At 70.4% G+C, this 24,601-nt stretch carries 24 protein-coding genes; 10 read left to right on the plus strand and 14 right to left on the minus strand.

The genetic code is table 11. From position 1 onward, the window contains the following. Positions 1-7 precede the first annotated feature (7 nt). The 5 genes from ACP95_RS10115 to ACP95_RS10135 all read right to left on the minus strand — a co-directional run bounded on the left by ACP95_RS10115 (position 8) and on the right by ACP95_RS10135 (position 5,433). Complete coding sequence (locus ACP95_RS10115) at positions 8-628, minus strand: hypothetical protein (RefSeq protein WP_049981089.1); 621 nt, start codon at positions 626-628, stop codon at positions 8-10. Then, positions 621-1,724 carry a DUF3179 domain-containing protein gene (locus ACP95_RS10120; RefSeq protein WP_049981090.1) on the minus strand — a complete coding sequence of 368 codons (1,104 nt, stop codon included), beginning with the start codon at positions 1,722-1,724 and terminating at the stop codon, positions 621-623. Before ACP95_RS10120 ends, ACP95_RS10115 begins: the two co-directional genes overlap by 8 nt. 107 nt (positions 1,725-1,831) lie before the next feature. Continuing rightward, entirely contained in the window at positions 1,832-3,436 is a 1,605-nt protein-coding gene (locus ACP95_RS10125) for a TrkH family potassium uptake protein (protein WP_049981091.1), read from the minus strand. A gap of 53 nt (positions 3,437-3,489) precedes the next feature. After that, the gene (trkA, locus tag ACP95_RS10130) at positions 3,490-4,824 is read right to left on the minus strand and encodes a Trk system potassium transporter TrkA (RefSeq protein ID WP_049981092.1); all 1,335 of its coding nucleotides are present in this window, start codon (positions 4,822-4,824) and stop codon (positions 3,490-3,492) included. A gap of 39 nt (positions 4,825-4,863) precedes the next feature. Next, positions 4,864-5,433 (minus strand): SRPBCC family protein, encoded by a 570-nt coding sequence (locus ACP95_RS10135; RefSeq protein WP_049981093.1) that lies wholly within the window; start codon positions 5,431-5,433, stop codon positions 4,864-4,866. Positions 5,434-5,547: 114 nt separating this feature from the next. On the opposite strand from ACP95_RS10135, the gene ACP95_RS10140 reads away from it, so the two are divergent. Both ACP95_RS10140 and ACP95_RS10145 read left to right on the plus strand, forming a co-directional pair. Further along, positions 5,548-7,509, plus strand: a complete 1,962-nt coding sequence (locus tag ACP95_RS10140) for an ABC transporter ATP-binding protein (protein ID WP_049981094.1) — start codon at positions 5,548-5,550, stop codon at positions 7,507-7,509. 7 nt (positions 7,510-7,516) lie between these two features. After that, entirely contained in the window at positions 7,517-7,762 is a 246-nt protein-coding gene (locus ACP95_RS10145; protein ID WP_049981095.1) for a hypothetical protein, read from the plus strand. Positions 7,763-7,765: 3 nt separating this feature from the next. On the opposite strand, the gene ACP95_RS10150 is transcribed toward ACP95_RS10145, so the two are convergent. Then, positions 7,766-8,458, minus strand: a complete 693-nt coding sequence (locus ACP95_RS10150; RefSeq protein WP_049981096.1) for a DUF1028 domain-containing protein — start codon at positions 8,456-8,458, stop codon at positions 7,766-7,768. A gap of 164 nt (positions 8,459-8,622) precedes the next feature. Here ACP95_RS10150 and ACP95_RS10155 point away from each other — a divergent pair, with 164 nt between their 5' ends. The 3 genes from ACP95_RS10155 to ACP95_RS10165 are packed head-to-tail and all read left to right on the plus strand — an operon-like array spanning position 8,623 to position 10,565. Next, on the plus strand, positions 8,623-9,450 hold the full coding sequence (locus ACP95_RS10155; RefSeq protein ID WP_049981097.1) for an NAD(P)/FAD-dependent oxidoreductase: 828 nt from the start codon (positions 8,623-8,625) through the stop codon (positions 9,448-9,450). A 52-nt stretch (positions 9,451-9,502) separates the two neighbouring features. Beyond that, complete coding sequence (hpt, locus tag ACP95_RS10160; protein ID WP_049981098.1) at positions 9,503-10,066, plus strand: hypoxanthine/guanine phosphoribosyltransferase; 564 nt, start codon at positions 9,503-9,505, stop codon at positions 10,064-10,066. 43 nt (positions 10,067-10,109) lie between these two features. Then, positions 10,110-10,565 (plus strand): hypothetical protein, encoded by a 456-nt coding sequence (locus ACP95_RS10165; RefSeq protein WP_049981099.1) that lies wholly within the window; start codon positions 10,110-10,112, stop codon positions 10,563-10,565. A gap of 16 nt (positions 10,566-10,581) precedes the next feature. Here the strand turns inward: ACP95_RS10165 and ACP95_RS10170 are convergent, their stop codons facing one another. Both ACP95_RS10170 and ACP95_RS10175 read right to left on the minus strand, forming a co-directional pair. Then, on the minus strand, positions 10,582-12,720 hold the full coding sequence (locus tag ACP95_RS10170) for a S9 family peptidase (RefSeq protein ID WP_049981100.1): 2,139 nt from the start codon (positions 12,718-12,720) through the stop codon (positions 10,582-10,584). Between the two features lie 56 nt (positions 12,721-12,776). Next, the gene (locus tag ACP95_RS10175) at positions 12,777-13,739 is read right to left on the minus strand and encodes a DUF4349 domain-containing protein (protein ID WP_082224648.1); all 963 of its coding nucleotides are present in this window, start codon (positions 13,737-13,739) and stop codon (positions 12,777-12,779) included. A 104-nt stretch (positions 13,740-13,843) separates the two neighbouring features. On the opposite strand from ACP95_RS10175, the gene ACP95_RS10180 reads away from it, so the two are divergent. Together ACP95_RS10180 and ACP95_RS10185 are read left to right on the plus strand one after the other, a co-directional pair. Next, positions 13,844-14,602: a YqjF family protein gene (locus tag ACP95_RS10180; RefSeq protein ID WP_049981101.1), complete on the plus strand. Its 759-nt coding sequence runs from the start codon at positions 13,844-13,846 to the stop codon at positions 14,600-14,602. A 36-nt stretch (positions 14,603-14,638) separates the two neighbouring features. Next, positions 14,639-15,742, plus strand: coding sequence for an aminotransferase class V-fold PLP-dependent enzyme (locus ACP95_RS10185; protein WP_049981102.1), 1,104 nt, complete (start codon positions 14,639-14,641; stop codon positions 15,740-15,742). On the opposite strand, the gene ACP95_RS10190 is transcribed toward ACP95_RS10185, so the two are convergent. The 4 genes from ACP95_RS10190 to ACP95_RS10205 form a co-directional block, all read right to left on the minus strand. Continuing rightward, the gene (locus ACP95_RS10190) at positions 15,739-16,101 is read right to left on the minus strand and encodes a glyoxalase/bleomycin resistance/dioxygenase family protein (protein ID WP_049981103.1); all 363 of its coding nucleotides are present in this window, start codon (positions 16,099-16,101) and stop codon (positions 15,739-15,741) included. The two genes, ACP95_RS10185 and ACP95_RS10190, sit on opposite strands and share 4 nt — an antisense overlap. Positions 16,102-16,196: 95 nt before the next feature. After that, positions 16,197-16,988: an ABC transporter permease gene (locus tag ACP95_RS10195; protein ID WP_049981104.1), complete on the minus strand. Its 792-nt coding sequence runs from the start codon at positions 16,986-16,988 to the stop codon at positions 16,197-16,199. Next, entirely contained in the window at positions 16,985-17,932 is a 948-nt protein-coding gene (locus ACP95_RS10200; protein ID WP_049981105.1) for an ABC transporter ATP-binding protein, read from the minus strand. The genes ACP95_RS10195 and ACP95_RS10200 overlap by 4 nt, the downstream gene beginning before the upstream one ends. Positions 17,933-17,984: 52 nt before the next feature. After that, the gene (locus ACP95_RS10205; RefSeq protein ID WP_049981106.1) at positions 17,985-18,329 is read right to left on the minus strand and encodes a hypothetical protein; all 345 of its coding nucleotides are present in this window, start codon (positions 18,327-18,329) and stop codon (positions 17,985-17,987) included. Positions 18,330-18,513: 184 nt separating this feature from the next. On the opposite strand from ACP95_RS10205, the gene ACP95_RS10210 reads away from it, so the two are divergent. Next, entirely contained in the window at positions 18,514-19,101 is a 588-nt protein-coding gene (locus ACP95_RS10210; RefSeq protein ID WP_049981107.1) for an FAD-dependent oxidoreductase, read from the plus strand. 56 nt (positions 19,102-19,157) lie between these two features. Here the strand turns inward: ACP95_RS10210 and ACP95_RS10215 are convergent, their stop codons facing one another. Both ACP95_RS10215 and ACP95_RS10220 read right to left on the minus strand, forming a co-directional pair. Then, positions 19,158-22,151, minus strand: coding sequence for a prolyl oligopeptidase family serine peptidase (locus ACP95_RS10215; RefSeq protein WP_049981108.1), 2,994 nt, complete (start codon positions 22,149-22,151; stop codon positions 19,158-19,160). 590 nt (positions 22,152-22,741) lie between these two features. Further along, on the minus strand, positions 22,742-23,533 hold the full coding sequence (locus tag ACP95_RS10220) for an SDR family oxidoreductase (protein WP_049981109.1): 792 nt from the start codon (positions 23,531-23,533) through the stop codon (positions 22,742-22,744). 110 nt (positions 23,534-23,643) lie between these two features. On the opposite strand from ACP95_RS10220, the gene ACP95_RS10225 reads away from it, so the two are divergent. Further along, on the plus strand, positions 23,644-24,345 hold the full coding sequence (locus ACP95_RS10225; protein WP_049981110.1) for a dolichyl-phosphate hexose transferase: 702 nt from the start codon (positions 23,644-23,646) through the stop codon (positions 24,343-24,345). Positions 24,346-24,397: 52 nt separating this feature from the next. Further along, entirely contained in the window at positions 24,398-24,601 is a 204-nt protein-coding gene (locus ACP95_RS10230; protein ID WP_049981111.1) for a hypothetical protein, read from the plus strand.

The raw sequence follows: 24,601 nt of genomic DNA on the forward strand, positions 1-24,601 counted from the left end.
TTTCCGGTCAGTCGGCGTCGAGCAGCGACGGCTCGACCGTCCGCCCGACGAGGAGGAGGCTCGCGACGAGCAGAACGAACGCCAGCGGCACGAGGAGCTGGAACCCCGTGACGATCGTCGCGCTGGCCTGCACGCCGATCACGAGCAGCACCGTCGGGCCGCAGCAGGCGGCGCCGGAGAGCAGCGCCGGGACGCTCGCGAGCGCGCCCGAGGAGGTCTCCAGCCCGCACGCTCGGGGTTGGACGACCGCGAGGTAGCTCAGCGCGCCGTTGGCGCCCACGAGCGCCGCGAGCCCCCCGCCGACGACGAGGTTCAGCGGCGAGACGAGCACGGTGAGCCGGCCCAGTTCGACGAGCGCGATCGCCTCGAACCGGAAGAACCCGGTCGTCCGGAGCGCCACCGAGAGCTCGTCGACGACGACCACCGACAGCGGGCCGCCGGCTCCCGCAAGCGAGAGGTCGCCGACGGTGGTCAGGTAGGCGAGCAGGTAGCCGACCGTCACGAGCGCGCCGACGGCGGTCGCATCGCGTCGGCCCCTCGCGGCACAGAGGGCGGTCGCCGTCCCCGAGAGCGCCGACGACAGCGGGTCCGTGCCGGCTCCGTCGCCGGCGGCGGTCGTCTCAGGCATGGAGTTCGGTGTCTGGGTAGAAGCCGATCCAGGCGAACCACATCGCGTCGAACGCGACGATCGGTTCGAGCGGGAGCGAGTCCGGGGTGACGGCGTCCCCGTCCTCGTCGACGACCTCGCCGCCGCGGTGCTCGAAGGACCGCTCCTCGGGATTCCAGTATAGCCACGCCGTGTCGAGATCCGGGTCGTAGGCCGCGACTACCGGCGTCCCGCCGATCGCCCCCGCGATCAGTCCGTCCTCCCGCAGCCGGGTCTTGGCGAACGCGACCGCGCCGGCCTCGGTTCGGGCGCCGATCACCACGGCTTTCGTCGCCAGTCGGTCGTCCGCGGAGAGCGCGGGAAACATCGGCGATGAGTCCGGAACGTAGTAGCCCGACCGGGGGTTGTAGGAGCCGTACGGGTCGGCGTCGTAGTTCCGCGCGTAGCCGGTGTCGCGGGAGAGCAGTTCCGTCTCGGGGTAGGCGCGCCGCCAGCGTTCCCACGTCGTCCAGACCACGGGGAACTGCCGGAGCGACTGCTGCCCGGGCGCGGCGTTCCACGGCCCGGGAACCGAGGTGGCGAGCACCTGCGGCCACCACGCCTCCGTCGCCCGGTCGTACATGATGAGGTTGTTGTTGAACAGTCTGCCCGAGACGCCGAACGTCGTCCCGCCGCGGTGGAACCCCATCGCGGTGCCGGTCAGCGGGCAGTAGGTCACGCTCACGGGGGTGTCGCCGACCATGTCGTTACAGATCTCGTGGTGGGCCAGAATCGCCTGCGGGTACGCCTTCGCCGCCCCGTCCATCGCGACGCCGAAGACGGGGTCGCCCGGCGACAGGCCCGCGGGTGCCTCCTCCGGGGTGACGAAGTTCGGGTCGTCGATCGACGGGATCCCGTCCTTCGGCGGCCCGCCCGAGACGGCGGACTGGCGGATCTTCTCCGGCGCCATCGGGAGGGGGAGCGTCCCGTCGGCGGTCGGCGGCCCCGAGGCCGGGGTCGCGGTCGATCCCGTGTCGGTCGCGCGCGTTCCGTTCGGTGAGGCGCTCTCGCCGTCACGACCGAGACAGCCCGCCAGCACCGCCGTCCCGATCGCACCGAGCGCCGCTCGGCGGTCCATACGTGTCGTACGGTACCGTACCGCAAAAGCTCGCGCTTACCTCCGCGTAACGCCGTTTCCGACCGGTAACGCGGCGGGGACCACACCGCGAACGCACCGCTGCTCACTCAACGGCGCCAGTACTCCGGCGTGAGACAGACCAGCAGCGGCAGGATCTCCAGCCGGCCGGCCCACATCAGCCCCACCATGAACAGCTTCGAGCTGTCGGGGAACCGGAGGTAGCTCCCCATCGGCCCGAGGCGGTAGAACGCCGGCCCGACGTTGCCCAGCGTCGACGCGGCGCCGGAGATCACCTCCAGCACGGTGAAGTCGACGCCAGCCCGCGCCGCGTCGAGGAACAGCACGAACGACGCGAGGAAGAAGATCGTGACGTAGAACAGGGTGAACGAGAGGATCCCGCGGATCGCGCGGTCGTCGAGGCTGTTCCCGCCCAGCCGGACGGGGCGGACCGCCTCGGGGTGTGCGCTGGTGAACAGCTCCCGGCGGATCACTTTCGCGACGACGATCCACCTGATCACCTTCACGCTCCCGCCGGTCGAGCCCGCCGAGCCGCCGACGAACATCGCGAACAGCAGCGCGTACTGCGCCGGCGCGCTCCAGGTGTCGAAGTCCATGCTGGCGTACCCCGTCGTCGTCACGATCGACACCGCCTGGAACAGCGCGTGGCGCAGCGACGGTTCCAGACTGCCCGCGAGCGTCGTCGCGTACTGCTGGAGGTAGTCGGCGTCGAACGTCGCCCCCTGCGGGACGCCCGCGGCGAAGCCGCCGGTGAACAGCAGGCCGGTGAGGATCGCCGTCAGCACCGCCATCGCGCCGAGGTAGCCGCGGAACTCCGTGTCCCGCAGCAGTTCGCGGGGGGAGCCAGCGACGGCCTGCCAGACCAGCGCGAAGTTGGTGCCCGCGATCACCATGAACGGGATGATCACCCACTGGACGGCGGCCGAGAACGCCTCGATCGAGCGCGCCTGCGGGGAGAACCCGCCGGTGGGCATCGTCGTCAGCCCGTGGGCGACGGCGTTGTACGCGTCCATGTTGGGGCCGGCCATCCCCGCGAGGGCGAGCCCGTACAGCAGCAGGATCTCGACGACGGTGATCACGAAGTACGCGCCCCAGAGCACGCGGGCGGTCTCGGCGATCTTCGGCGTCAGCTTCTCGATCCCGGGCCCCGGCGCCTCGGCGTCCATCAACTGCGCGCCACCGACGGAGAGCTCCGGGAGGATCGCGACCGCGAGCACGACGATCCCCATCCCGCCCAGCCACTGGGTGAGCTGGCGCCAGATCATCACGCCGCGCGTGTGGTCGACGACGTTGATGTTCCCGAGCACGGTCGCGCCCGTGGTGGTGAACCCGGACATCGACTCGAACAGCGCGTTCGCGGGGTTGCCCAGCGTCGACTCGGGGTGGATCGGCTCCACGAGCAGCGGGATCCCGTGGGCCTCGATCAGGTACGGGATCGTCCCGACCAGTGCGACGGCGAGCCACGTCGTCGCGACCATCAGGAACCCCTCGCGGGCCCGGATGTCCGGCTCGGGGGTGAGCCGTTCCAGGGCGGTCCCGACCAGGAACGTGACCGCGATCGTCGGCAGGAACGGCGCGAGCGTCTCGCCGTACGCGAGCGCGACGACGACCGGGAGCAGGAGCGGCACCGAGAGATACTTCAGCACCGTCCCGACGAGGCTCAGGCTTGCACGGTAGTCGACGCGTACCGACACGGTTGGACGAAGGAAAACCCGTACGCGGCTTCAAGCTACTGTTTCGGCGACGGCTACAGCCGGGCGGACACGTCGTCGGCGTGCTCGGCGTCGACGAACAGCACGACGTGGTCGCCGGACTGGATCACCGTCTCCCCGCGCGGGACGACGTACTCCCCGCCGCGGGTGATCGCGCCGATCACCACGTCGCTCGGGAGCGACTGGATCGACTCGCGGATCGGCTCGCCCACGAGCGGGCTGTCGGCGGTGATCTCGATCTCGAGCACCTCAGCGCGCCCGTTCTCGATCAGCGCGACGTTCTCGGCGCCGCCGTCGCGGGTGAACCGGGTGATCTCCTCGGCGACGACCTCGCGGGGGTTGACCCCCACGTCGATCCCGACCGCCTCGAACAGGTCGACGTAGTCGGCCTGGTCGATCACCGCGACGCTGCGCTCGGCGCCGACGCGCTCGGCCAGCAGCGACGCGAGCAGGTTCTTCTCGTCGGAGTCGAGCGCCGCGACGACGACCTCGGCGTCGCCGACGTGTTCGCGCTCGAGGAACTCGATGTCGGTGGCGTCGGTCTCCATCACCATCGTGTCGGGGAGCTTCTCGGCCAGCCAGCGCGCCCGGTCGGGGTCCTGCTCGATCAGGCGCGCGGAGATCCCCCGCTCGGAGAGCATCCGCGCGACGTGGTAGCCGATCTCGCTGCCGCCGATGATCACCACCTCGCCGGAGAGCACGCCCTCCTCCGGCGCCACATCCCCGGCGAACGACCGGACGCTCCGCGGGGTGCCGATGACGACCAGGCGGTCGCCCGCCTGGATGTCGGTGCCGCCGGTGGGGATCAGCATCTCCTCGTCGCGCACCAGCGCCGCGAACGTCAGCGAGTCGTACGTGTCGGCCTCGGCGACCGTCTGCCCGGAGAGCGGCGACCCCGGGCCAACGTCGAACTCCGCCATCTCGACGCGCCCGTCGGCGAACAGGTCGGCGTCCCGCGCCGCCGGCAGGCCGACGACGCGCACGATCGACTCCGCGGCCTGCAGGTACGTACAGACCATGAAGTCGATGCCGAAGGCGGTCGTCGACCGCCGCCAGGTCTCGAGGTACTCGGTGTTCTTCACGCGGGCGATGGTGAACGCGTCCGAGACGGCTTTCACCGTCGAACAGATGACGATGTTCGTCTCGTCGTCGTCGGTCGAGGCGATCACCATGTCCGCGTCGGCGACGTCGACCTCGTCGAGCGTCGAGACGTTCGTCCCGTCACCCTCCACCGCGAGCACGTCGAGGCTGTAGTTGAGCTCCTCGACGCGGTCGGGGTCCTGCTCGACGATCACCACGTCGTGGGCGTCGCTCAGGTCGGCAGCGATGCTCTCACCGACCTGCCCGGCGCCGACGATGATCACGCGCACGGATTACTCACTCGCCCGAAACCACAAACCGACACCGTATCACCCTTTCTCTTCGGGCGGGAACGGCGCCGCCGCGGCGTCGGCGCCCGTCTCGACGGTCAGCTCGACCGATCTGTGCCGCCCCTCGAGGTCGGCGGCCGCCCGCTCGACGACCGTCCGGGCCTCCCGCTCGATCAGCGGCTTCACCTTCTCGACCACCCAGTCGAGCGACACCAGCCGCGGCAGGTCGACGAGCCCCGAGTGGGCGGTCTCGGGGGCGTACTCGACCTCGAACCGCACCGCCGTCGCCGTCTCCGCCCAGTCGGGGGCGTCGTCCGGCGTGTCGACCTCGGCGACCAGCCAGCGGCCGCCGGCGTCGAAATCCCCCAGCAGCGTCCACTCGATCCGCTCGTTCTCGTCGAGTTCGGTCACCGCCGACCGCGCGGTGTACTCGAGCTTCCACCACGCGAACCGCAGCGCGTAGCGCGCGTGCTCGCCCGACCCGGCGTCGAGCACGTCGACGCGCGCCAGGTACTCGGAGTAGTTCGCGTACCCCGGGAACTCCCTGAGGAACTCGTACACCTCATCGGCGGGGCGATAGACGACCGTGTCCACGACGAGGCGCTCCATGCCCCAGCCACGCGCCCGGAGGCTCTTAGCGTCGTGGGTTCTGGCAGTCCCGGCAGCGCGATATGTCACCCGGCTTCGATGGGTTCTTCCGAGCCGCCGGGGTTTCGCTTCGTAATGAGTGCGGAGGAGGGGAGCGTGTTCGACGTGTACCGGGAACGCGTCGAGCGCCCGCTCTATCGTCTGTTCGTGGAGTACGGCCCCGGGCGACTGAAGTGGATGGTCGTCGGGATGATCGCGAACGTGATCGGCCGGGGGGCGAGCCTGCTCCCGCCGCTCGTGCTGGGGGTCGCGATCGACAGCGTGATCGACGGCGACTCGCCGTACACGCTGCCGCTGGTGCCGAACGCGTGGCTGCCGACCGCCGACGCCGCCCAGTTCTGGTTCTCGGTGCAGGTGATCGTCGCCGCGTTCGTCGTCACCGGCGTGTTCACGTGGATCTACGGCGTCGCCGCCAACAACTTCGCCCACCGCGTGATGCACGCCGTCCGGACGGACAGCTTCTCGACGATGCAGCGGCTGGACATGACCTTTTTCGACGACAAGCAGACCGGCGAGGTCATGTCCGTGCTGAACAACGACGCCAACAACCTGGAGAACTTCCTCGACAACGGCCTCCAGAACTCGGTGCGGCTCTCGGTGATGATCCTCGGGATCGCGTTCATCCTGTTCTCGCTCAACTGGCAGCTCGCGGTCGTGACGCTCGTCGCCGTCCCCGCGCTGTTCGGGCTGACGATCTGGTTCATGAAGGCGGTCGAGCCGCGGTACGTCGATCGGCGGGCGAGCGTCGGCAACCTCAACACGCGGCTGGAGAACGCGCTCTCCGGCGTCGAACTGGTGAAAACCAGCGGCACCGAGTCCTACGAGACCGAGCGCGTCGAGGGCGCCTCCTGGCGCTACTTCCGGGACACGATGGCAGTGCTGCGGCTCAACTACGTCTACCGCCCGGGGATGGAGATGCTCGCCGGGCTCTCCTTCGCAGTGACGTTCATCGTCGGCGGCCTGTGGATCTTCCAGGGCGAGGCGCCGTGGATGCTCACCGGCGACCTCGACACGGGGGAGTTCGTCACGTTCCTGTTCATGACCCAGCGGTTCGTCACGCCGCTGTCACAGGTGTCGAACATCGTCGACCAGTACGAGAACGCGAAGGCCTCGAGCGAGCGCATCTTCGGGCTGATGGATATCCCGTCGATGATCACCGAGGCCGAGGAGCCAGTCGACCTCGACGACCCCGAGGGCCGCGTCGAGTACGACCACGTCGACTTCGGCTACATGGGCGTCGAGGACGACGCGCCCGAGGAGACGGTGCTCGAGGACGTGAGCTTCGAGACCGCTCCCGGCGAGACGGTCGCCTTCGTCGGGCCCACGGGGGCGGGGAAGTCGACGCTGCTCAAACTGCTGATGCGGCTGTACGACCCCGTCGACGGCGCGGTCCGCATCGACGGCCACGACGTGCGGGAGCTCTCCCTCGAGAGCCTGCGCTCGACGATCGGCTACGTCTCCCAGTCGACGTTCCTGTTCGACGGCACCGTCGCCGAGAACGTCCGCTACGGCCGGTTCGACGCCGACCGCGAGGCGGTCGTCGAGGCCGCGAAAGCCGCCGAGGCCCACGAGTTCATCGAGTCGCTCCCTCAGGGGTACGACACCCGGATCGGCGAGCGCGGCGTGAAGCTCTCGGGCGGCCAGCAGCAGCGGCTCTCGATCGCGCGGACGATCCTGGAGGATCCCGAGATCCTCGTGCTCGACGAGGCGACCAGCGCGGTCGACACCGAGACGGAGATGCTGATCCAGCGCAGCCTCGACAGACTGAGCGAGGACCGCACGACGTTCGTGATCGCCCACCGGCTCTCGACGGTGCGGGACGCCGACCAGATCCTCGTGCTCGAGGACGGCGAGATCGTCGAGCGCGGCGACCACGACGAGCTCATCGACGCCGACGGGCTGTACGCCAAGCTCTGGGGCGTCCAGGCCGGCGAGATCGACGACCTCCCGGAGGAGTTCGTCCAGCGGGCCCGCGAGCGGGCGGCCGAACGGACGGACATGCTGGAGGACGCCGACGCCGACGCCGACGACGACTGAGGGAGAGATGCCAGGAGAGATTATTGGGAGCGTAGACGCGAAAGACGCCGTCGCCGACCGACTCGCCGCCGACGGCGTCGAACTGCTCACCGTGAAGACGCTCGCGGCGACGGTCGACGACGATCACTACGCCCGCGTCCGGTCGTTCTACGAGCGGGCCGGGTTCCGCCACGTCGAGACGATCGACCCCTACCCCGAGTGGGAGCCGGGCAACCCCTGCGCGATCTACGTCAAACCGCTCGCGGGCGACTGACGCTCAGTACTTCATCTCGAAGTCGACGATCGACTCGTCGAACCCCTCGCCCCACTCGGCGGCCATCTCCTCGGGGTCGTCGACGGCCTCGGTGTGCTCGCGGGCGACCTCGTAGGCGTCCCAGAGCCCGTCGATGGGGTCGCCCGGCTGGTCGACGCGCATGTTGTGGGTGAGGTTCGGCTCCGGCGCGTGGACCAGAACGGCCGCGCTGAGGTTGTCGCCGCGCTTGTCGCCGCCGGCCGCCTCGCCGGCGCTCAGTGCGGTCAGGAGCCGCTCGGCCAGCGGCCCGTCGGCGTCGACGAACGCCTCGTGCATCTCCGTCACGACCGCCTCGCCCGCGAGCGTGTTGCCCGCCGCGGTGTGGGCGTCGCCCACGACGTGGCCGGCCCAGTCGGTCGCCTTCTCGCCGGTGTAGGCGTACGTCTCGCCGTCGGCTTCGGTGCCGTGGAGCTGGGTGCCCGCGCTGCCGGCGCGGTTGTCGAGCACGGCTTCCGCGGCGCTCTCGAGGGCGATATCGCGGGCCGCCATCTCCAACAGCGGCTCGCCGTAGTCGGCGCCGGAGTCCCACGCCTGCGTCGACAGCGCGACGTGCTCGCTCGCCCACGGGCAGACGGCGCCGACCGACGGGAACACCGACGCGATGGCGACGCCCGTCGCGCCCGTCGCCGGGTCGGCGGCGGTGATCGAGAACGTCACGACGCTCCCCCTCCGGTGGGTTCGGGTGGTACCATACCTCGCGGTTCGGTTCGGCCCGTATCACTCTTTGCATCGTGGCCGGAGATCGACCGACAGCACCGGTGTCGGCGTCGTCCGTCGACGACACCGAAGTCCCTAACTCGCCCTGCCGCCTCCGGGCCGCCATGAGCGAACGGACGACGGAGCGCGACCGGAGCGACGACCCACCACACCACGACGTGCTGATCGTCGGCGGCGGCGTCGCCGGCCTCACCGCGGCGATCTACACCGCCCGCGCCGGCCTCGACACGCTGGTCTGCGACGGCGACGAGTCGATCCTGCGCCGCAACGCCCACCTGGAGAACTTCCCCGGCTTCCCCGCCGGCGTCAACCCGCGGCTGTTCGCGGAGATGCTCCACGCGCAGGCGACCCGGAGCGGGGCGGATCTCGTCGAGGGGCGGATCGCTGAACTCCGGCGCGTCGACGGGGACGGGAGCGATGGAGACAGACCCGACGAGCCGGCGGGCTTTCTCGCGGTCGCCGACGACGGCAGCCGCGTCCGTGCCGACCGCGTGATCGCCGCCTCGTGGGCGGACACCGCGTACCTCGACCCCGTCGAGCCCGAGATCCGCTCGGCCGGGAGCAAGGCGTTCCTCGCGGACGACCCGGATGGCCACACGAGCGTCGAGGGGCTGTACGCGGCGGGCCGGCTGGCCGAGCGCTACCACCAGAGCGTCGTCGCCGCCGGCGACGGCGCGCGGACCGCGATCACGCTGATCCACGACTCCGAGACGCCGTTCTACCACGACTGGGTCGTCCCGGACGGGTACTTCACCGACCGCGGGCGGGAGGTGCCGCCGGGCTGTGAGGAGATCGACGCGACCGAGCGGGCGGCCCGGCAGGCCGAGTCCCGGGCGGCGATGCGGGAGTACTTCGACGCCGCCCACGAGCAGCGCCAGCGCACCCACCCGAGCCTCGTCGACGACGAGCTGGGCCGGGTAGAGGAGCCCTGACACCCCCGTCGCAGACCGCCACGTTTTACCCCTCACCTCCGGAACGGGCGACATGGATCAACTCCGCCGGTCGCTCCTCGAAGCGCCGATCATCGAGAAAGGCGAGTACCAGTACTTCGTCCACCCCATCAGCGACGGTATCCCGACGCTCCACCCGAGCCTCCTGCGCGAGATCAGCATCAAGATCGCCCGAAAGGTCGAGCTGGAAGACGTGGACAAGATCGTCACCCCGGCGGCGATGGGGATCCACATCTCCACCGCGCTCTCGCTGATGAGCGACGTGCCGATCGTCGTCATCCGGAAGCGCCAGTACGGGCTCGAGGGCGAGGTGTCGCTCTCCCAGCAGACCGGCTACTCCGAGTCGGAGATGTACATCAACGACGTGCAGGCGGGCGACTCCGTGCTGGTGATCGACGACGTGCTCTCGACGGGCGGCACGCTCTCGGCGATCTGCGAGGCGCTCGACGGCATCGGCGCCGACGTGACGGACGTGATCACCGTGATCAAGAAGGCCGGCGAGAACGAGCTCGACGGCGAGGTCGACTACAAGTCGCTCATCAACGTCCGCGTCGAGGACGGCGAGGTCGTGATCGTCGACGAGGACGGCGACGGGTAACTCGACGAACACGTTTTAGGTTCCGCACGCCATCGGGAGAGCCATGCCCAGCGTGTCGTGGCTCCCGGAGCGCCTGAACCGCTGGCTGACCGTCGAGCGGCCGGTGACGTACTGGTCGTTCTGGGCGGCGCTGCTGCGGCTGGTGCCGCTGCTGGCGGCGCTGTTCGTCGCGGTGTTCTTCGCCGTCGGCGAGGGGTTCGCGCTGCGCTCGTTCGCGCCGCTGCCGTACGTGTTCGTGGCCGCGACTCTCGGCTACGCGGTCAGGGCGTTCGACGGGCTCGGCGTGCTTCTGTCGCTGATTCTCGCTGCGGTTTACGGCTTCCTGCTCTGGCTGTCGGGGGTCGGCACCGCGCTACTCAGCCAGCCCACGCCGCTGCTGTCGGCGCTCGCCGCGCTGGCGTTCGCCGCCGTCGTCGCGGGGTTCAGCGCACCCACACTCCACGCAGATCGCGGGGCGGAGAACCTCGAACGCGCCCGCCGGGAGTGGCAGGAGGAGTGAGTCGCAGGCGGACCGACTACTCTTCGGACGCCCGACCGTGGGGGTCGTCGGCGTCCGGATCGCTCACGTCGGGATCGTGCCGGCGGTACCACGAGGTGATCTCCTCGAGCCGGTGGATCGCGCGGTCGGGGTCGCCGACGTTGTGGTGCTCGTCGCCGTAGACGACCAGCCGACACTCCGCGCCGGCCTGCTGGGCGGCGACGTACAGCTGTTCGGACTGAGAGGGCGGGCAGCGCCAGTCCTCGCCGCCGGCGGCGACCAAAAGCGGCGTCTCGACGTTCCCGACGTCGGTGATCGCCGAGGAGGCGTCGATCGCGTCGGGGTTCTCCCAGGGGTAGCCGTACTCGTTCTCCATCCAGATGTGGGAGTCGTCGGTGCCGTACGCCGAGCGCAGGTCGTAGATCCCGTGCTCCGGCGCCGCGGCAGTGAACAGGTCGGGGTACTGCGTCACCAGGAACCCCTGCGCGATCCCGCCGTAGGAGAACCCGTGGCCGAACACGCGGTCGGGGTCGGTCCAGCCGCGGTCGACCAGCTCCTCGACCCCGGCGGCGATGTCGCTGGCCTCGACGGTGCCCCACTGGCCGTGGAGCGTCTCGCAGAACTTCCGGCCGAACGAGGAGCCGCCGCGGTAGTTCGGGCGGAAGACGAGGTAGCCGCGCGAGGTGAAGGCGGCGTGGGTGAAGTCGAACGTGGGCTCGTCGTAGGAGACGGGGCCGCCGTGGATCGCACACACCGTCGGCGCCGGGTCGGACTCGCCGGGCTCGTAGTCGGGCGGGTGGTACAGCACGCCGGAGATCTCCCAGCCGTCGTTCTCGAAGGTGACCCGTCGGACCTCGGGCATCTCGTACTCCTCGGTGAGGTCGGCGTTGAGTTCGGCCAGCCGCGTCAGCGAGTCGGGCTCCTCCTCGGCCGCGAGATCGTCGGCGGGCAGCGCGTAGGGGTCGTGGCCCTCGCCGGGGTGAGCGAGCCCCAGTACGGCCGTGTCGCCGTCGACGGCGAGCCCCGTGACCGCGCGGTCGTCGCCCTGCGCTTCGAACGTTCGCTCCCAGTCCGCCGCGGCCGCGTCGCACTCGAGCACCCGCGTCCGGGCCTCGTCGCCGACGAGCGTGTAGAACGTCTCGTCGTCGACCCACTCGAACGACGAGCTCCGGGCGAGCGTGCGATCGAGGTCGCCCGTCACCGAGACGTGCTCCTCGCCGTCCCACACCCGCGCTTCGGTCGGGATACACCAGTTCGTGTCGTCGCCAGCGGAGAACGCGAGCCGCTCGCCGTCGGGCGACCACGTCGGCGCGTTGCAGGTCAGGTCGCCGTCGGTGATCGCCGTCGCGTCGCCGCCCTCGGGCGAGACCGTGAACACGTCGGTGACGAGCGTGCTGTCGGGGTCGTCGCCGCGGTAGGAGACGAAGGCGATCTCGCCGCCGGCGCCCCAGTTGGGCTGGAGGCCGCTCAGCCCCTCGAACGCGCCGCGGCCGTAGGCGTCCTCGAGCTTGCGGGCCGACTCGGCGTCGGCCGCGTCGTCGCCGAGCACGGCGTCCTCGCCCACCACGAACAGGTAGCTGGTGACGGTGTCGAGGTAGCCGACGCCGTCGAGCTTGTGCTGGACGCGCTCGGTCTCGACGGGGCCGCCGTCGCGCCGCTCCTCGAGGTACGCCGACTCGGCGTCTGTCGGGTCGCGGGCGGTGACGACGAGTCGCTCGCCGTCGGGCGCCCAGTCGAACTCCCGGACCCCTTCCTCGAAGTCGGTGAGCTGGGCGGCGTCGCCCCCTAGCGCGAGGTCGAACGCCCAGACCTGCGACTTCGGTTCCTCCTCGCCCTCGCCGCCGTTGCCGCCGTTCTCGTCCGCCTCGTCCTCCTCCTCGTCTTCGTCCTCGCTCTCCCGGCCGACCCGGAGGTCGCTGTCCTCGTCGCGGGCCGCGAGGAAGGCGAGGCGGTCGCCGTCGGGCGACCACTTCGGGCTGTCGGCGCCGGCGACCCGGGTGAGTCGGTGCGGGTCGCGGCTGCCGTCGGTGGGCGCGACGAACAGCGACTCGACCGACTCGTCGGCGTCGGGGTCGTACTCGGTGGTCGTGAACGCCGCCCGCTCCCCGTCCGGGGAGACGGCGACCTCGCCGACCTGCGTGAGGTCGTAGTACGCGTCGAGTGGGAGTTCGCTCATCACCCGCGAGGTTAGCCGGCACCGCGAAAAGGGTTCGGCAAGCGGAAGCGGGCGCGCTACTCGGAGTCGTCGTCGCTCGGCGGTTCGGCCTCGCCGGGGGGTTCGCTCTCGCTCGCCGGCCCACCCTCGCCGCCACCACCGCCGCCGCGGATCGAGGGGCGCTCGCCGACGACGAACCGCTTGAACACGATCCCGAGCCCGAACAGCGGGACGCCGAAGGCGATCAGGTAGGGGAGCGCGTACGCGATCCCGACGACCAGCGCCCGGAGCGCGACGATCGCGCCGTCGACGGACTCGAGGAAGGCGGCGATCACGCCGGTGTCGTACCAGCGGTCGTCGACGGCCGGGTCGTCGGGGCGCTCCTCCCGAAGCTCGACCGTCACCGTGGCGTAGGCGACGCGGTTCTCCAGCGTCTCGAGCCGGGCTTCGGTGCGCTCGATCTCGCCCTGCACGTCGGAGAGCTCGCGCTGGACCGCCAGCACGTCCTCGGTGTCGTTCGCCTGTTCGTACAGTTCGCGCAGTCGGTCACGCTCGGCGCGGAGGTTCTCCAGCCGCGCCTCGAGGTCGGCGTGCTGGCCGGTCACGTCCTGGACGTTCTCCTCCTCGCGGACGACCGTCCCCTCCGCGCGGACCGCCTCGAGGAACGCGGAGTAGTTCTCGGCGGGGACGCGGTAGGTGAACCGCCCGTCGCGGTAGGTCTCCTCGTCCCGCTCGTTCGTCGTGATCTGGGAGTTCCCGACGTAGCCGCCGTGGGCCTCGACGGCCGCCGAGAGGTTCGACCGGCTCGGCTCGAACGCGTCGACGCGGACGGCGAGGTTGGCGGTGTAGATCCGCATCCGGTCGCTCGCCGACGACGCCGAGTCCTCCTCGACCGGCGTCCCGGTCGCCTGGTCGTACGTGGGTTCGCCGCCGTCGAGCGCCGCCTGGGTGGCGCCGTCGCCGTTACCCGCCCCCGTACAGCCCGCGAGCACGAGCAGGCAGGCCAGCGCGACCGCGGCCAGCGTGCGGTTTCGTCGCATACCGACCCCTGCGTCGGGGACCCGGTAAAACGTTGGCTAGCCACAAAGAACCGTTTGACTCATCCCACCGACACCGGCAAAGGGGCGACGGCCGTACCACCGCCATGGAGCGCCACTACGTCTCGATGGGCTGGCGGGACGCGCTGTTCGCCCACTGGCCCGTCGACGCCGGGGTCGTCGACGACCGGCTGCCGCCGGGGCTGACCGCCCGCACCCACGACGGCAGCGCGTGGCTCGGGATCGTCGCGTTCGTGATGGAGGACATCCGGCCGCGAGGGGTGCCGCGACCGCTGGGGCGCAGCTTCGGCGAGGTGAACCTCCGGACGTACGTCGACGGCCCCGACGGCGGCGAGGGGATCTACTTCTTCAACCTCGACGCGGCCGACCGACTGAGCGTCCGGATCGCCCGCCAGTTCTACCAGCTGCCGTACTACCGTGCCCACATGGCGATCGACCGCGAGGGCGCCTACCCGGGCGAGAAACCCCCCTACGAGCGCCGCGTGGAGTTCGTCAGCCACCGGGCCCACACGGGCGTCCCCGACGCGCACTTCGACGCCAGCTACGCCCCGGCGGGCGAGCGGTTCGTCCCCGAGTCCGGGACGCTCGAACAGTTCCTCGTGGAGAACTACCGGTTCTACCTCGCCGGCGGTGACGCGAAAAACGGGACGGACGCCGATCTGGACCTGCTCTACGGCGACGTGGAACACCTCCCGTGGGGCGTGTACGAGGCCGAGCTCGACCTCCGCTCGACGGATTTGTTCGAGGTCAACGGGTTCGAGCGCCCGGACGCCGAGCCGCTGGCGCACTACTCCCCCGGCGTCGCCGTCGACGCCGACCGCGTCCGGCGGGTCGACCGACCGTGACGGCAGATTCAGGTGGCTCCGGTCCGGATCGAGCCCATGACCCCCGAGGAGCTCCGAGCGGATATCCCGGTGTGTGAGTCAGGAACGTACCTCAACACGGGCGCGTCCGGCCCCGCGAGCCAGTCAGTAGTCGACGCCGTCGCCGAGTTCGTCGCCTACCACGAGACCGAGGCGCCGGTGAACGAGGGCGCCTACCCCGCCGCGTTCGACGCGCTGGACGGCGCCCGGGAGACGTTCGCCGGCTTCCTGAACGCCGACCCCGAGGAGGTCGCGCTCACCGAGAGCACCTCCGACGGGATCGCCCGGGTCGCGGCGGCGATCGACTGGGAGCGCGGCGACACGGTCGTCCGGACGGATCTCGAACACAGCGCCGGCGTCCTCCCGTGGTGGAACCTGCGGGACCGCGGCGTGGACGTGGAGGTGCTCGAGACCGAGAACGGGCGCGTCGACCTGGACGCGCTGGCCGCGGCCGTCGACGACGCGCGGCTGCTCTGTCTGAGCTCGATCACCTGGAACTACGGCACCCAGCTCCCGATCGCGGAGATCGTCGAGATCGCCCACGAGCACGACTGTCTCGTGCTCGTCGACGCCGTCCAGACGTTCGGACAGAAGCCGCTCGACGTGCGCGAGTGGGGCGCCGACTTCGTCGTCGGCGCCTGCCACAAGTGGCTGCTCGGCCCGTGGGGCGCGGGCGTGCTGTACGTCGACCGCGAGGTCGCCGAGCGCCTCCGCCCGGCGCAGGTCGGCTACCGCTCCGTCGAGGCGCCCGGCGACGACGACCCGGCGTTCAAAGCCGGCGCGATGCGGTTCGAGGTGGGGACGACCAGCCCCGCGCCGTACGTCGGCGCCGAGGCCGCGATCGAGATCGTGGCGGAGCTCGGCTTCGAGACGATCCAGTCCGAGATCGAGCGCCTGACCGACCGACTGAAGGCGGGGCTGGGCGATCGCCTCATCTCCCCCGAGGCGTACGAGTCCGGACTGGTGACGTTCGCGGTCGACGACCCCGAGGCGACGGTCGAGCGACTCGCCGAGTCGGACGTGTACGTGCGGACGCTGCCCGACCCCGAGGCGGTCCGGGCGTCGCTGCACGCGTTCAACACCGAGGCGGAGGTCGACGAGCTGCTCGCGGCGCTCGACTAGCGGAACGTCTGGAACTCCGCGGTCCGGCCGTCGGGGTCGGTCGCGAAGAACTGGTAGATGTCGTACGTCTCGTTCTCGTGTGGCGCCTCGTCGGCGGCGTCGCCGACGCGCTCGTGCATCGCGTCGACGGCCGCGGCGTCGTCGTAGACGAACGTCAGGATCCCCTCGGTCTCCGTCGCCTCGCCGTCACAGAGCCCGAACCGGAACCCCTCGAACTCGAGGATCGTACAGCCCGGCTGTTCGAGCCACGTCTCGGCGCCGACCACGTCGCGGTACCAGTCGACGACCCCCTCGCGGTTCTCGGTTCGGAAGAAGACGATACCGCCAGCCGCCTCGTGCGGGCGTTCAGGTTCGGCCATACGCCCGCTGCTCGCGGAACGTCCATAAATCTCGTCGCTCCGAGCCGCCCACCGCGGCGGCGAGAGGGGGTCGCAGGGTCAGTCGGTCCGGGAGGTCAGTCCGTCCGCGGGACCGCGTACGCCCCGGCGACGAAGAACGCGAGCGAGAGCACCGCCAGCACGGCGAGCTGGAACAGCGCGAGCGTCGTCGGGTCCGTGGCGCCGACGACGGGGATCGAGACGCGCTCGTACGTCAGGTAGCGCACGCCGCGGGCGAAGTACGTCAGCGGCGAGAGGTTCGTGATCGGGCGGAACCACGCCGGCAGCAGCTCGGGGGTGACGAACGTCTCCGAGAGGAACAGCAGCGGGAGCGCCACCGAGTTGCTCGCGGCGATCACGCCGTCCTGGGAGTCCGCGAGCCGGCCGAGGATCGCCCCGAGCCCGCAGAACAGCGCCACGCCGAGCGCGACGAACGGGATCAGCAGCAGCAGGTGCGCGCCGACGGCGATCTGGGCGTCGACCAGCGCGACCACGAGCCCGAAGATCAGCAGCGAGGCGGCGCCGATGACGAGCACGTTCACCAGCGTGTGGGCGAACAGCCACTCCCAGCGCCGCAGCGGCGTCGTCGCCAGCTTCTCGAAGCGGCTCCCCTCGCGGTGGCGGGCGAACTCGCTGCCCACCCGCGACAGCGGCGTGAACAGCACGACGACGGCGAGGTAGCCCGGCAGGTAGTAGCCCGGCGGCTCGGCGAACAGGCCGCCGCCGGTGGGCTGGGTGCCGACGAGCACGCCGAAGATCAGGACGATGATCACAGGGAAGAAAAAGGTGAAGAACACCGCCGTCCGCCGGCGCAGGAACGCCTTCGCGCCCGCCCGGGCCTCGCTGGCGATCCGCCCGGCTCGGCTCATCGCTCCACCTCCGCAGGCTCGACAGCCGAGCCCCCCGGCTCGTCGACCGACGCGCCGCCGGCGAACGCCCGCCCCGTGAGTTCGAGGTACACGTCCTCGAGCGTCGGCTCGGTCCAGGTGAACGACTCGTACTCGATCCCCGCGGCCGCCAGCGCGTCGACGGCGTCGTCGATCCGCGTCGCGTCGACGCCGTGGAGGGTGAGCCGGCCCGCCGACGCCTCGACCCGGAACGGCGCGTCGGCGAGGCGGTCGGCGCCGGCCTCGGTCCGGACGACCAGTCGGGAGTCGCCGCCGTGCTCGGCGACGAGCGCGCTCGGCGACCCCTCGGCGATCACCCGGCCGTCGGCCAGCATCGCCACCTGATCCGCGAGGCGCTCGACCTCGTCCATCGAGTGGCTGGTGAGAAACACCGTCGTCCCCGCCGCGGCGAGCTCCTCGATCAGCGTCCAGAGGTCGCGCCGCCCCGTGGGGTCGATCCCCGTCGTCGGCTCGTCGAGAAAGAGTACGTCCGGGTCGTTGACCAGCGTGATCCCGACGCAGGCGCGCCGTTGCTGGCCGCCGGAGAGCTCCTCGTACCAGGTGTCGGCCGCGTCCGCCAGCCCGACCTCCGTGATCACCGAATCGACGTCGCGGGACTCGTCGTAGAGGTTCGCGTAGTAGCCCAGCAGCTCCCGAACGGTCAGGCGCTCGGGCGGCGAGAACGACTGCGGGAGCAGGCCGATCCGGGCGCGCTCGACCCGTTCGGGCGCCGACCCGAGCAGCGACACGTCGCCGTCGTAGGCGGTCGTGCCGGTGAGACAGCGCACGAGAGAGGTTTTCCCGGCGCCGTTGGGGCCGATGAGCCCGAACACCGTCCCCGCGGGCACCGACAGCGAGACGTCGTCGACGGCGACGGTGTCGCCGTACCGCTTCGTCACGTTCCGGGCGACGACTGCCGCGTCCATGGTCGGGATGGGCCGCGCCGCCGGGTAAAGCGTTCGTTCTCGGCGGGGAGAATCAGACGGAGGCCGCGCCGCCGGCGGAGAGCGAGAAACGGCCGGGCGCCGGCGTCGGGTACGCCGCCAGCCGGCTCTGCCCGGCCGCCGTCTCCAGGGCGTCGCGGAACCAGCGCTCGCTCAGGATCAGCGAGCCGCGGCGCCAGCGTCGCAGCAGGATCGCCGCCGAGAGGGCGCCGCGACCCCACGCGAACGCGCCGCCCACGGCGATCGCGGGGAGGTCGCCCATCCCGACCGCCGCGAGCATCTCGGCGCCGCCGACCCACGACGGCACCAGGGTGAGAACCGACGCGACGAGCAGCAGCTCGCCGAACGCGCCGGTTCGCGAGTAGCTGCGCTCCAGCATTCGCTCGTTTCGACGACGGTACTACTGTTAAACCTTTTATGGGGAGTATCACTGCTGAAAACAGCCGGCGGCGTGTCGCTACCGACGCTGGCGTCGCGCACGACGCCGAAGCGTGGTCGGACGGCGACGGGGCGGAACTGGCACCGTGCAAAGAGTTAGGGGACGAGCGACCGAAACGAACGGTGTGACACACGTTATCGTCGTCGGCGGCGGCCCCGCCGGTCTGAGCGCGGCACTGTTCGCAGAGAAGAACGGCCTCGAGACCACGGTGTTCGACACCGACAAGACGTGGATGCACAAGGCCCACCTGTTCAACTACCCCGGCGTCGGCTCGCAGGACGGGACGGCGTTCCTCGACACCCTGCACACGCAGGTCGACAGCTTCGGCGTCGACCGCAAGCAGGGCGAGGAGGTGACCGACGTGACCGAGGCCGGCGACGGGTTCGCCGTCACCACGGAGGCCGGCGAGTACGAGGCGCCGTACGTCGTGCTCGCGACCGGCGCGAACCGCGACCTCGCCGAGTCGCTGGGCTGTGAACTCACCGACGAGGGCGTCGTCGACGCCGACGTGACGATGGAGACCAGCGTCGAGAACGCCTACGCGACGGGCGCGATGGTCCGTGCCGAGGAGTGGCAGGCGGTGATCTCCGCGGGCGACGGCGCCGCCGCGGCGTTGAACATCCTGAGCAAGGAGAAGGGCGAGCACTACCACGACTTCGACGTGCCCGCCGACGCCGAGTCGACGTTCGGCGGCATGGTCGACGAGGCGTAGTTCGGTCGCCCGGCGGGGAGCCCCGTCGAAAGAACCGGCGAGGGGGCCGTCGGCGGTCAGTGCTCGTGCTCGATGTTTCTGAGCACGCCAAGCTCCTCCGACAGCTCCCAGTTCTCGTCGAAGAACCCGGCGGCCACGGAGGCGTTCCACTTCTGGTAGCGCACCGTGTCGTCGAACACGTGGTAGTCCGCGGTCGCGGTCTGTGTGGGGATCCAGTTCCGGGCGCGAGTCAGGCGTGCGCCGCGGAGCGTGCTCCCCGTGGATACCTGCACCAGCCGGTCGCTCCGCGGGTTGGGGTAGACGAACTCGACGCCCAGATCGCCCGTGTACGTCTCGCCGCCGAGGCTGACCTCGCCCTCGCCCACGTCGATCGGGAACGCGTTCCGGAGGTCGTCGTACACCGAGTTCGAGCTCGGGCGGCCGAACAGCACCAGGTTGTACGCTTCGTAGTCGGCGCGATCGACGGCCGTGTCCGGAACCACCGGGGCCGGCGCACGGGCGCGGTCGACCAGCCGCTGGGACCGCACGTTCGCGAGGTTCCGGTTCGCCGCCGTCTCCTCGTCGTCGCCCCCCGTGCCGTACACCAGCAGGTACGGGTCGTAGTGGACCTCGGCGAGCGGCCCGTACTGATCGGGGCCCTTGCGCCTGCTGCCCCGGCCCTTCCCCGAGGGACGACCGGCCTGGACGCCGTCGCTGGCGTCGACGACCGTGCGCTCGGCGTTCGGGAGCGACGCCGCCTCGCCGTCGACCCGAACCTGCCGCGCGCTCCGGCCGTCGGTCTCCTCCAGCACCCGCGTGTCGAGTTCGAGTTTCGCGACGTTCTCGGTCGTCATCTCGATCCCGTCCCCGGTGACGCGGGCGTCGACCCGGGTGGGGGCGTGGACCGTCTCCTGCTCGAGCACGCGGACCCAGTGTTTCTCGTGTTCGATCCGCAGGTTCGTCGTGAAGAAGCTGACCCGCTCGGGGTAGGGTTCGTTCCGATTCGCCCGGAGGTACGACCACATGTCGGGGTGGTTGACGCCGTCGTTCCCGGGGCCGATCCCCTGGTCCCACCAGTGGCCGGCACCGGGGACCTCGAGGTAGGCGGCGTCGACCTCGTCGGGGTCCGGCTTCGAGTGGCGCTGACCGACCTCGCCGTCGACGGTCAGCCCCTCGTTCGCCAGCGTCCGGATGTAGCTCCGCGGCATCATCGGCGGCACCGTCGGGTCCTCACCCCCGTGGAGCGCGAAGACGCCGGTGTTGCCGTCGGCGGCGTTGTGGGCCTTCGGCATCGCGAGGTTCTTCTGGAGCGAGGTCTCCTTCACCGCCTTCAGCCGCGGGTAGGTGTGGAGTTTGTCGCGCCCCCAGACGGTGTTGATGTACGTCTCGTGGTCGGTCCAGCCGGCCGAGGGGCCGATCCCGGCGAACTCGCCGGAGTGAGTGAGTCCGACGTGCCACGCCCCGTGGCCCCCCATCGAGTGACCGCTGAGGTAGACGCCCGCGTCGTCGATTTCGTAGCGTTCCCGCATCACGTCCATCGCCTCCAGGTCGTCGAGGCGGCCAAGGTCCTCGTGGTCGTAGTTCACCGGGCCGCGTGCCGAGGGGGCGACGACGAACGCGTCCTCCCGCGTGTTGTTCGCGCCGGCCTGGTTGATCGCGGGGACGTTCGCCCCGTGGAGCGAGACGATCAGGTCCCACGGGCCCGAGCCGTTCCCGTAGTTGCTCGGCTTCCGGAACGCGAACGTCTGCACGCTATCGTCGTGTCGGGAGCTGAACGTCGACTGCCGCCGGGGCTCGTCGGCGCCGCGGACGCGGATCGGCACGTCGCGAGCGTGAATCGCCTCGCCGACGGTGACCCGCGCCGAGACCGTGATCGTGCTGTCGTCGAACGACAGCGTCACCGTCTCGGCGTCCGTGGACTCGGCGTACGCCCCCTCGCTGTCGGACGCGCGCATCGCCTCCGCGGCCTCGGTATTGGCCATCGCCTGCGAGGGGAGCGTCGACTCGCCGGCGCTCCGGGACGCCCGCTCGGCCGCGCGTTCGGAGGCCGGCAGCGACTTCTCACCGCCCGTGTCGCCGCCGGCGCCGTCGGTCGCTCCGGGCAACTGCACGCGCGTGTTCACGCGACGGGTCTCGAACGGCGCCAGCGGCGGGTCGATCTCGACCGTCTGTTCGACCAGCACGTCGCTGTCGGGTGCGAACGACAGCGTCGCTCCCTCGATCGGCTCGGCGGTCGTGTTCGTGACCCGGACGGAGGCCGGGAGGTCGGTGTCGTCCTCACCGACCCGGAGATCCGGCACGACGACGTTCTGGGGCGTCCCGCGGAAGGCGTCGAGTTCGTCAACCTCGACCGGCGCTTCCGGCGGGCGGAACGTCAGGCTGATCGAACCCAGCTGGCCGAGGGTGAGCGTCTGCTTGGCCAGCAAGTAGTTCCGCCCCTCCTGTAACACGACGCCGGTCGGCGGCGCCTCGTACTTCTGACCGTTGAGCCAGACGGTCGCGTCGGTCTCGAGCATCGCCCGCGCTGGTGCGTCCATCTCGAAGCTGGTGAACGCGTAGCCGACGCCGTAGAGGATGCCGCCGACCCCGTACCAGTCCTGGAAGTCGTCGAACAGGCCGGGCTCGCCGTACAGCGACATTACGTCGCCGCCGGTCGGGTCGATCTCGCTCGCGGCCTGCGGGAACCCGATCGTCGTGCCGTCGACGAACTGCTCGCGCCACTCGACGGTGCTGCCGGCGGCGTACGCGGACGGCAGCTCGTCGCCGCCGCTAGGGGGCGTCGACCCGGTCGCGGTCGCCCCCGCACCGCCGTCCGGGAACAGCCAGCCCACTTCGGTGTCCCGGCGCTGGTACTGGAACGGGGCGACGGTGAGCCACTCCCCGGGCGTGAACGACTCGTCGATAGCGTCGGTCGTCGACGCCACGTCAGTCACGCGCTCGTTCCCACGCAGGTCGTCGGCGACGGCCGGCTCCGCGGCTGCAGCGAACAGCGTCGCACCGACGGCCTTCCCGAACGCCCGCCGGGTCACGGTACTGCCGAACGCACTGTTTTCTTCTGTCTCGTCGGACATTCCTGAACACCACCAAACGGTCCATGTTACCGATTGCCAGATAAATGTACTGCAGCAAACGTCTCTGGAAAAGAACGTCCGCTCGCGAGGAACGACGAACGTGCGCTGTTGGCGGTGGTGATCGACCGCGCAGGGCTCGACTGCCCGACAGGGGGTCGCGGGCAGGTCACCCAGCGTCGGGCTATTTCCGGTGGGAACCCGAACCGTTGACTATGGGCGACGACGCGTGCTACCGCGACTACTGCCCCGAGTGTGACCTCCAGGTGACCGTCGTCGACGAGGAGTGCCCCGAATGTGGGGCGTCCCTACCCACCGAGTGAGCCGCGCCCGGGGGTACCGGCCCGAGGTCGGCGTACCGGAGGGGTTTTGTAGCGATAGCCGGGAACTGGAGGTGGACGGCACGGTCAGCAGTTCCTTTCGCCCCGCGTGCTTCGCACGTCGGGGTCGACTGACTGGCCTACCCCGTCTGCTCGACACGCTGAGCGACGGCTATTCGTGGGATCCCAGTAACTCTCGGCTCGTGAGCCCTGGCTACGCGTCGTCGACGACCGAAAGGCGAAAACGGAACTACCGAGCGACGGTCGCCCGGTTCAGAGGTTGCTCGCGCCGGCGCCGCCCTCGATGGGCAGCGCGACGCCGTTGATGTACGAGGACTTCGGCGAGGAGAGGAACGCGACGGCGTCGCCGAGCTCCATCGGGTCGCCGATGCGCTCGATCGGGATCCCGTCGCCCCAGTCGGCGAGCCCCTCCTCGTAGTCGTCGTAGTCGCCGCGCTCGACGGCCTGCTCGACGAGGTCCTCGATCCGGGAGGTCTCGTGGGGGCCCGGCAGCACCGCGTTCGAGCGCACCTCGGGCGCGAGCTCCTTCGAGAGCGTCTTCTCGAGGCCGATCACGGCCATCCGGACGGAGTTCGACAGCACCAGCGAGTCGATCGCCTCCTTCACCGAGCGGGAGGTGACGAACGTCATCGTCCCCTGGTCGGACTCCTTCAGGTGCGGCGCGGCCGCGCGGACGGTGCGGACCGCGCTCATCACCAGCAGGTCGAACGCCTGGTACCAGTCCTCGTCGTCGGTGTCCATGAACGCCCCGCTGGGCGGGCCACCGGCGCTGGTGACCAGCGTGTCGATGCCGCCGAACTCCTCGACGGTGCGGTCGACGAGGTGCTCGATGTCGTCTTTCTCGGTGAGGTCGCCCTGGACGCCGACGACCTCGCCGTCGCCGACGGCGTCGATCTCCGCCACCGCGTCGGCGAGTCGCTCCTCGTCCCGGCCGTTGACGACCACGTTCGCGCCCTCGCGGGCCAGCGCCGTCGCCGACGCCTTCCCGAGGCCGCTGCTCGATGCCGTCACTAGTGCACTCGTGCCGTCGAGTTCGAGATCCATACCCGAACGTTGCTCCGTGAGGCCTTAAAGCCGGTTCGCTCCGGTAAGCACCGGGGGGTTCTACAGATGGTTTCGGCAAGCCTAAACCAGTCCGGCCCGTCGCGCTACCCATGAGCGACTACGGGCTCGACGACGTGAGCGTCGTGATGGGCAGTTACAACGAGGCAGAGGCGATCGGTCCAGTCCTCGAGGACATCGAGGAAGCGACCGACGGCCAGGCCGAAGTGGTCGTCGTCGACGGCTCCTCCGACGGCACCGCCGAGATCGCCCGCGACCACGGCGCGACCGTGATCGAGCAGGAGCCCCAGGGGTACGGCTACGCGGTGTGCGAGGCGCTGCTGTCGGCGACCAACCCCGTGCGGATCACGACCGACTGCGACGGCACCTACCCGATGGAGCGCATCCCGGAGTTCCTCGAGCTGATCAACGAGGGGTACGACGTGGTCAGCGGCGACCGGCTGTACCACGGCGCGGACACGATGCCGACGATGAACCGGTTCGGCAACTACGCGTTCGCCGGGCTGTCGAGCGTGCTCTCGGGGGAGTATCTCCACGACGTGACGACGGGGATGCGCGCCTACCGCGAGGAGGTTATCGAGGAGATCACCTGGACCGAGAACACCGGGCTCTCCGCCGAGCTGCTGATCCGCCCCGTCATGCGCGGCTACGACGTTCGCGAGGAGCCGATCGCCTACGACGAGCGCCTCGGCGAGACGAAGCTCGACCCGTTCTCCGGCGGCGCCGAGATCGGCGGCTCGATCCTCCGGGTGTGTGCCCAGGAGCGCAAGCGGCAGCTGACGAACCTGTTCTGAGGCGCGTCGGCGGGAACTCGGCTTTTTTGTCACGTCCGGCCCGACTCCCGACGTGTCCCGCGACGAAATCCTCCCCACCCGACTCCTCCTCTTCGTCACCCTCCTCGTCGTACTGCCGGCTTACGGGCTCTACACTGGAGATGTCGCAGTTCTGTGGGCCTCGCTGTGGATCGGCGGCGCGCTGTTCGTCTGGAAGTGGCGCTGGTGGTGGGAGCCGATCCGGGACCGCGTCAGGCCCGACCCGGACCAGCAGTAG

The organism is Halolamina rubra, from assembly GCF_000739555.1.
GTDB lineage: Archaea > Halobacteriota > Halobacteria > Halobacteriales > Haloferacaceae > Halolamina > Halolamina rubra.

Excerpts from the sequence above, each read along its gene's own strand:
- ACP95_RS10115 (WP_049981089.1), bottom strand. The coding sequence starts at position 628 with ATGCCTGAGACGACCGCCGCCGGCGACGGAGCCGGCACGGACCCGCTG.
- ACP95_RS10120 (WP_049981090.1), bottom strand. The coding sequence starts at position 1,724 with ATGGACCGCCGAGCGGCGCTCGGTGCGATCGGGACGGCGGTGCTGGCG.
- ACP95_RS10135 (WP_049981093.1), bottom strand. The coding sequence starts at position 5,433 with ATGGAGCGCCTCGTCGTGGACACGGTCGTCTATCGCCCCGCCGATGAG.
- ACP95_RS10140 (WP_049981094.1), top strand. The coding sequence starts at position 5,548 with ATGAGTGCGGAGGAGGGGAGCGTGTTCGACGTGTACCGGGAACGCGTC.
- ACP95_RS10145 (WP_049981095.1), top strand. The coding sequence starts at position 7,517 with ATGCCAGGAGAGATTATTGGGAGCGTAGACGCGAAAGACGCCGTCGCC.
- ACP95_RS10155 (WP_049981097.1), top strand. The coding sequence starts at position 8,623 with ATGAGCGAACGGACGACGGAGCGCGACCGGAGCGACGACCCACCACAC.
- hpt (WP_049981098.1), top strand. The coding sequence starts at position 9,503 with ATGGATCAACTCCGCCGGTCGCTCCTCGAAGCGCCGATCATCGAGAAA.
- ACP95_RS10165 (WP_049981099.1), top strand. The coding sequence starts at position 10,110 with ATGCCCAGCGTGTCGTGGCTCCCGGAGCGCCTGAACCGCTGGCTGACC.
- ACP95_RS10170 (WP_049981100.1), bottom strand. The coding sequence starts at position 12,720 with ATGAGCGAACTCCCACTCGACGCGTACTACGACCTCACGCAGGTCGGC.
- ACP95_RS10175 (WP_082224648.1), bottom strand. The coding sequence starts at position 13,739 with ATGCGACGAAACCGCACGCTGGCCGCGGTCGCGCTGGCCTGCCTGCTC.
- ACP95_RS10180 (WP_049981101.1), top strand. The coding sequence starts at position 13,844 with ATGGAGCGCCACTACGTCTCGATGGGCTGGCGGGACGCGCTGTTCGCC.
- ACP95_RS10185 (WP_049981102.1), top strand. The coding sequence starts at position 14,639 with ATGACCCCCGAGGAGCTCCGAGCGGATATCCCGGTGTGTGAGTCAGGA.
- ACP95_RS10190 (WP_049981103.1), bottom strand. The coding sequence starts at position 16,101 with ATGGCCGAACCTGAACGCCCGCACGAGGCGGCTGGCGGTATCGTCTTC.
- ACP95_RS10195 (WP_049981104.1), bottom strand. The coding sequence starts at position 16,988 with ATGAGCCGAGCCGGGCGGATCGCCAGCGAGGCCCGGGCGGGCGCGAAG.
- ACP95_RS10200 (WP_049981105.1), bottom strand. The coding sequence starts at position 17,932 with ATGGACGCGGCAGTCGTCGCCCGGAACGTGACGAAGCGGTACGGCGAC.
- ACP95_RS10205 (WP_049981106.1), bottom strand. The coding sequence starts at position 18,329 with ATGCTGGAGCGCAGCTACTCGCGAACCGGCGCGTTCGGCGAGCTGCTG.
- ACP95_RS10215 (WP_049981108.1), bottom strand. The coding sequence starts at position 22,151 with ATGTCCGACGAGACAGAAGAAAACAGTGCGTTCGGCAGTACCGTGACC.
- ACP95_RS10220 (WP_049981109.1), bottom strand. The coding sequence starts at position 23,533 with ATGGATCTCGAACTCGACGGCACGAGTGCACTAGTGACGGCATCGAGC.
- ACP95_RS10225 (WP_049981110.1), top strand. The coding sequence starts at position 23,644 with ATGAGCGACTACGGGCTCGACGACGTGAGCGTCGTGATGGGCAGTTAC.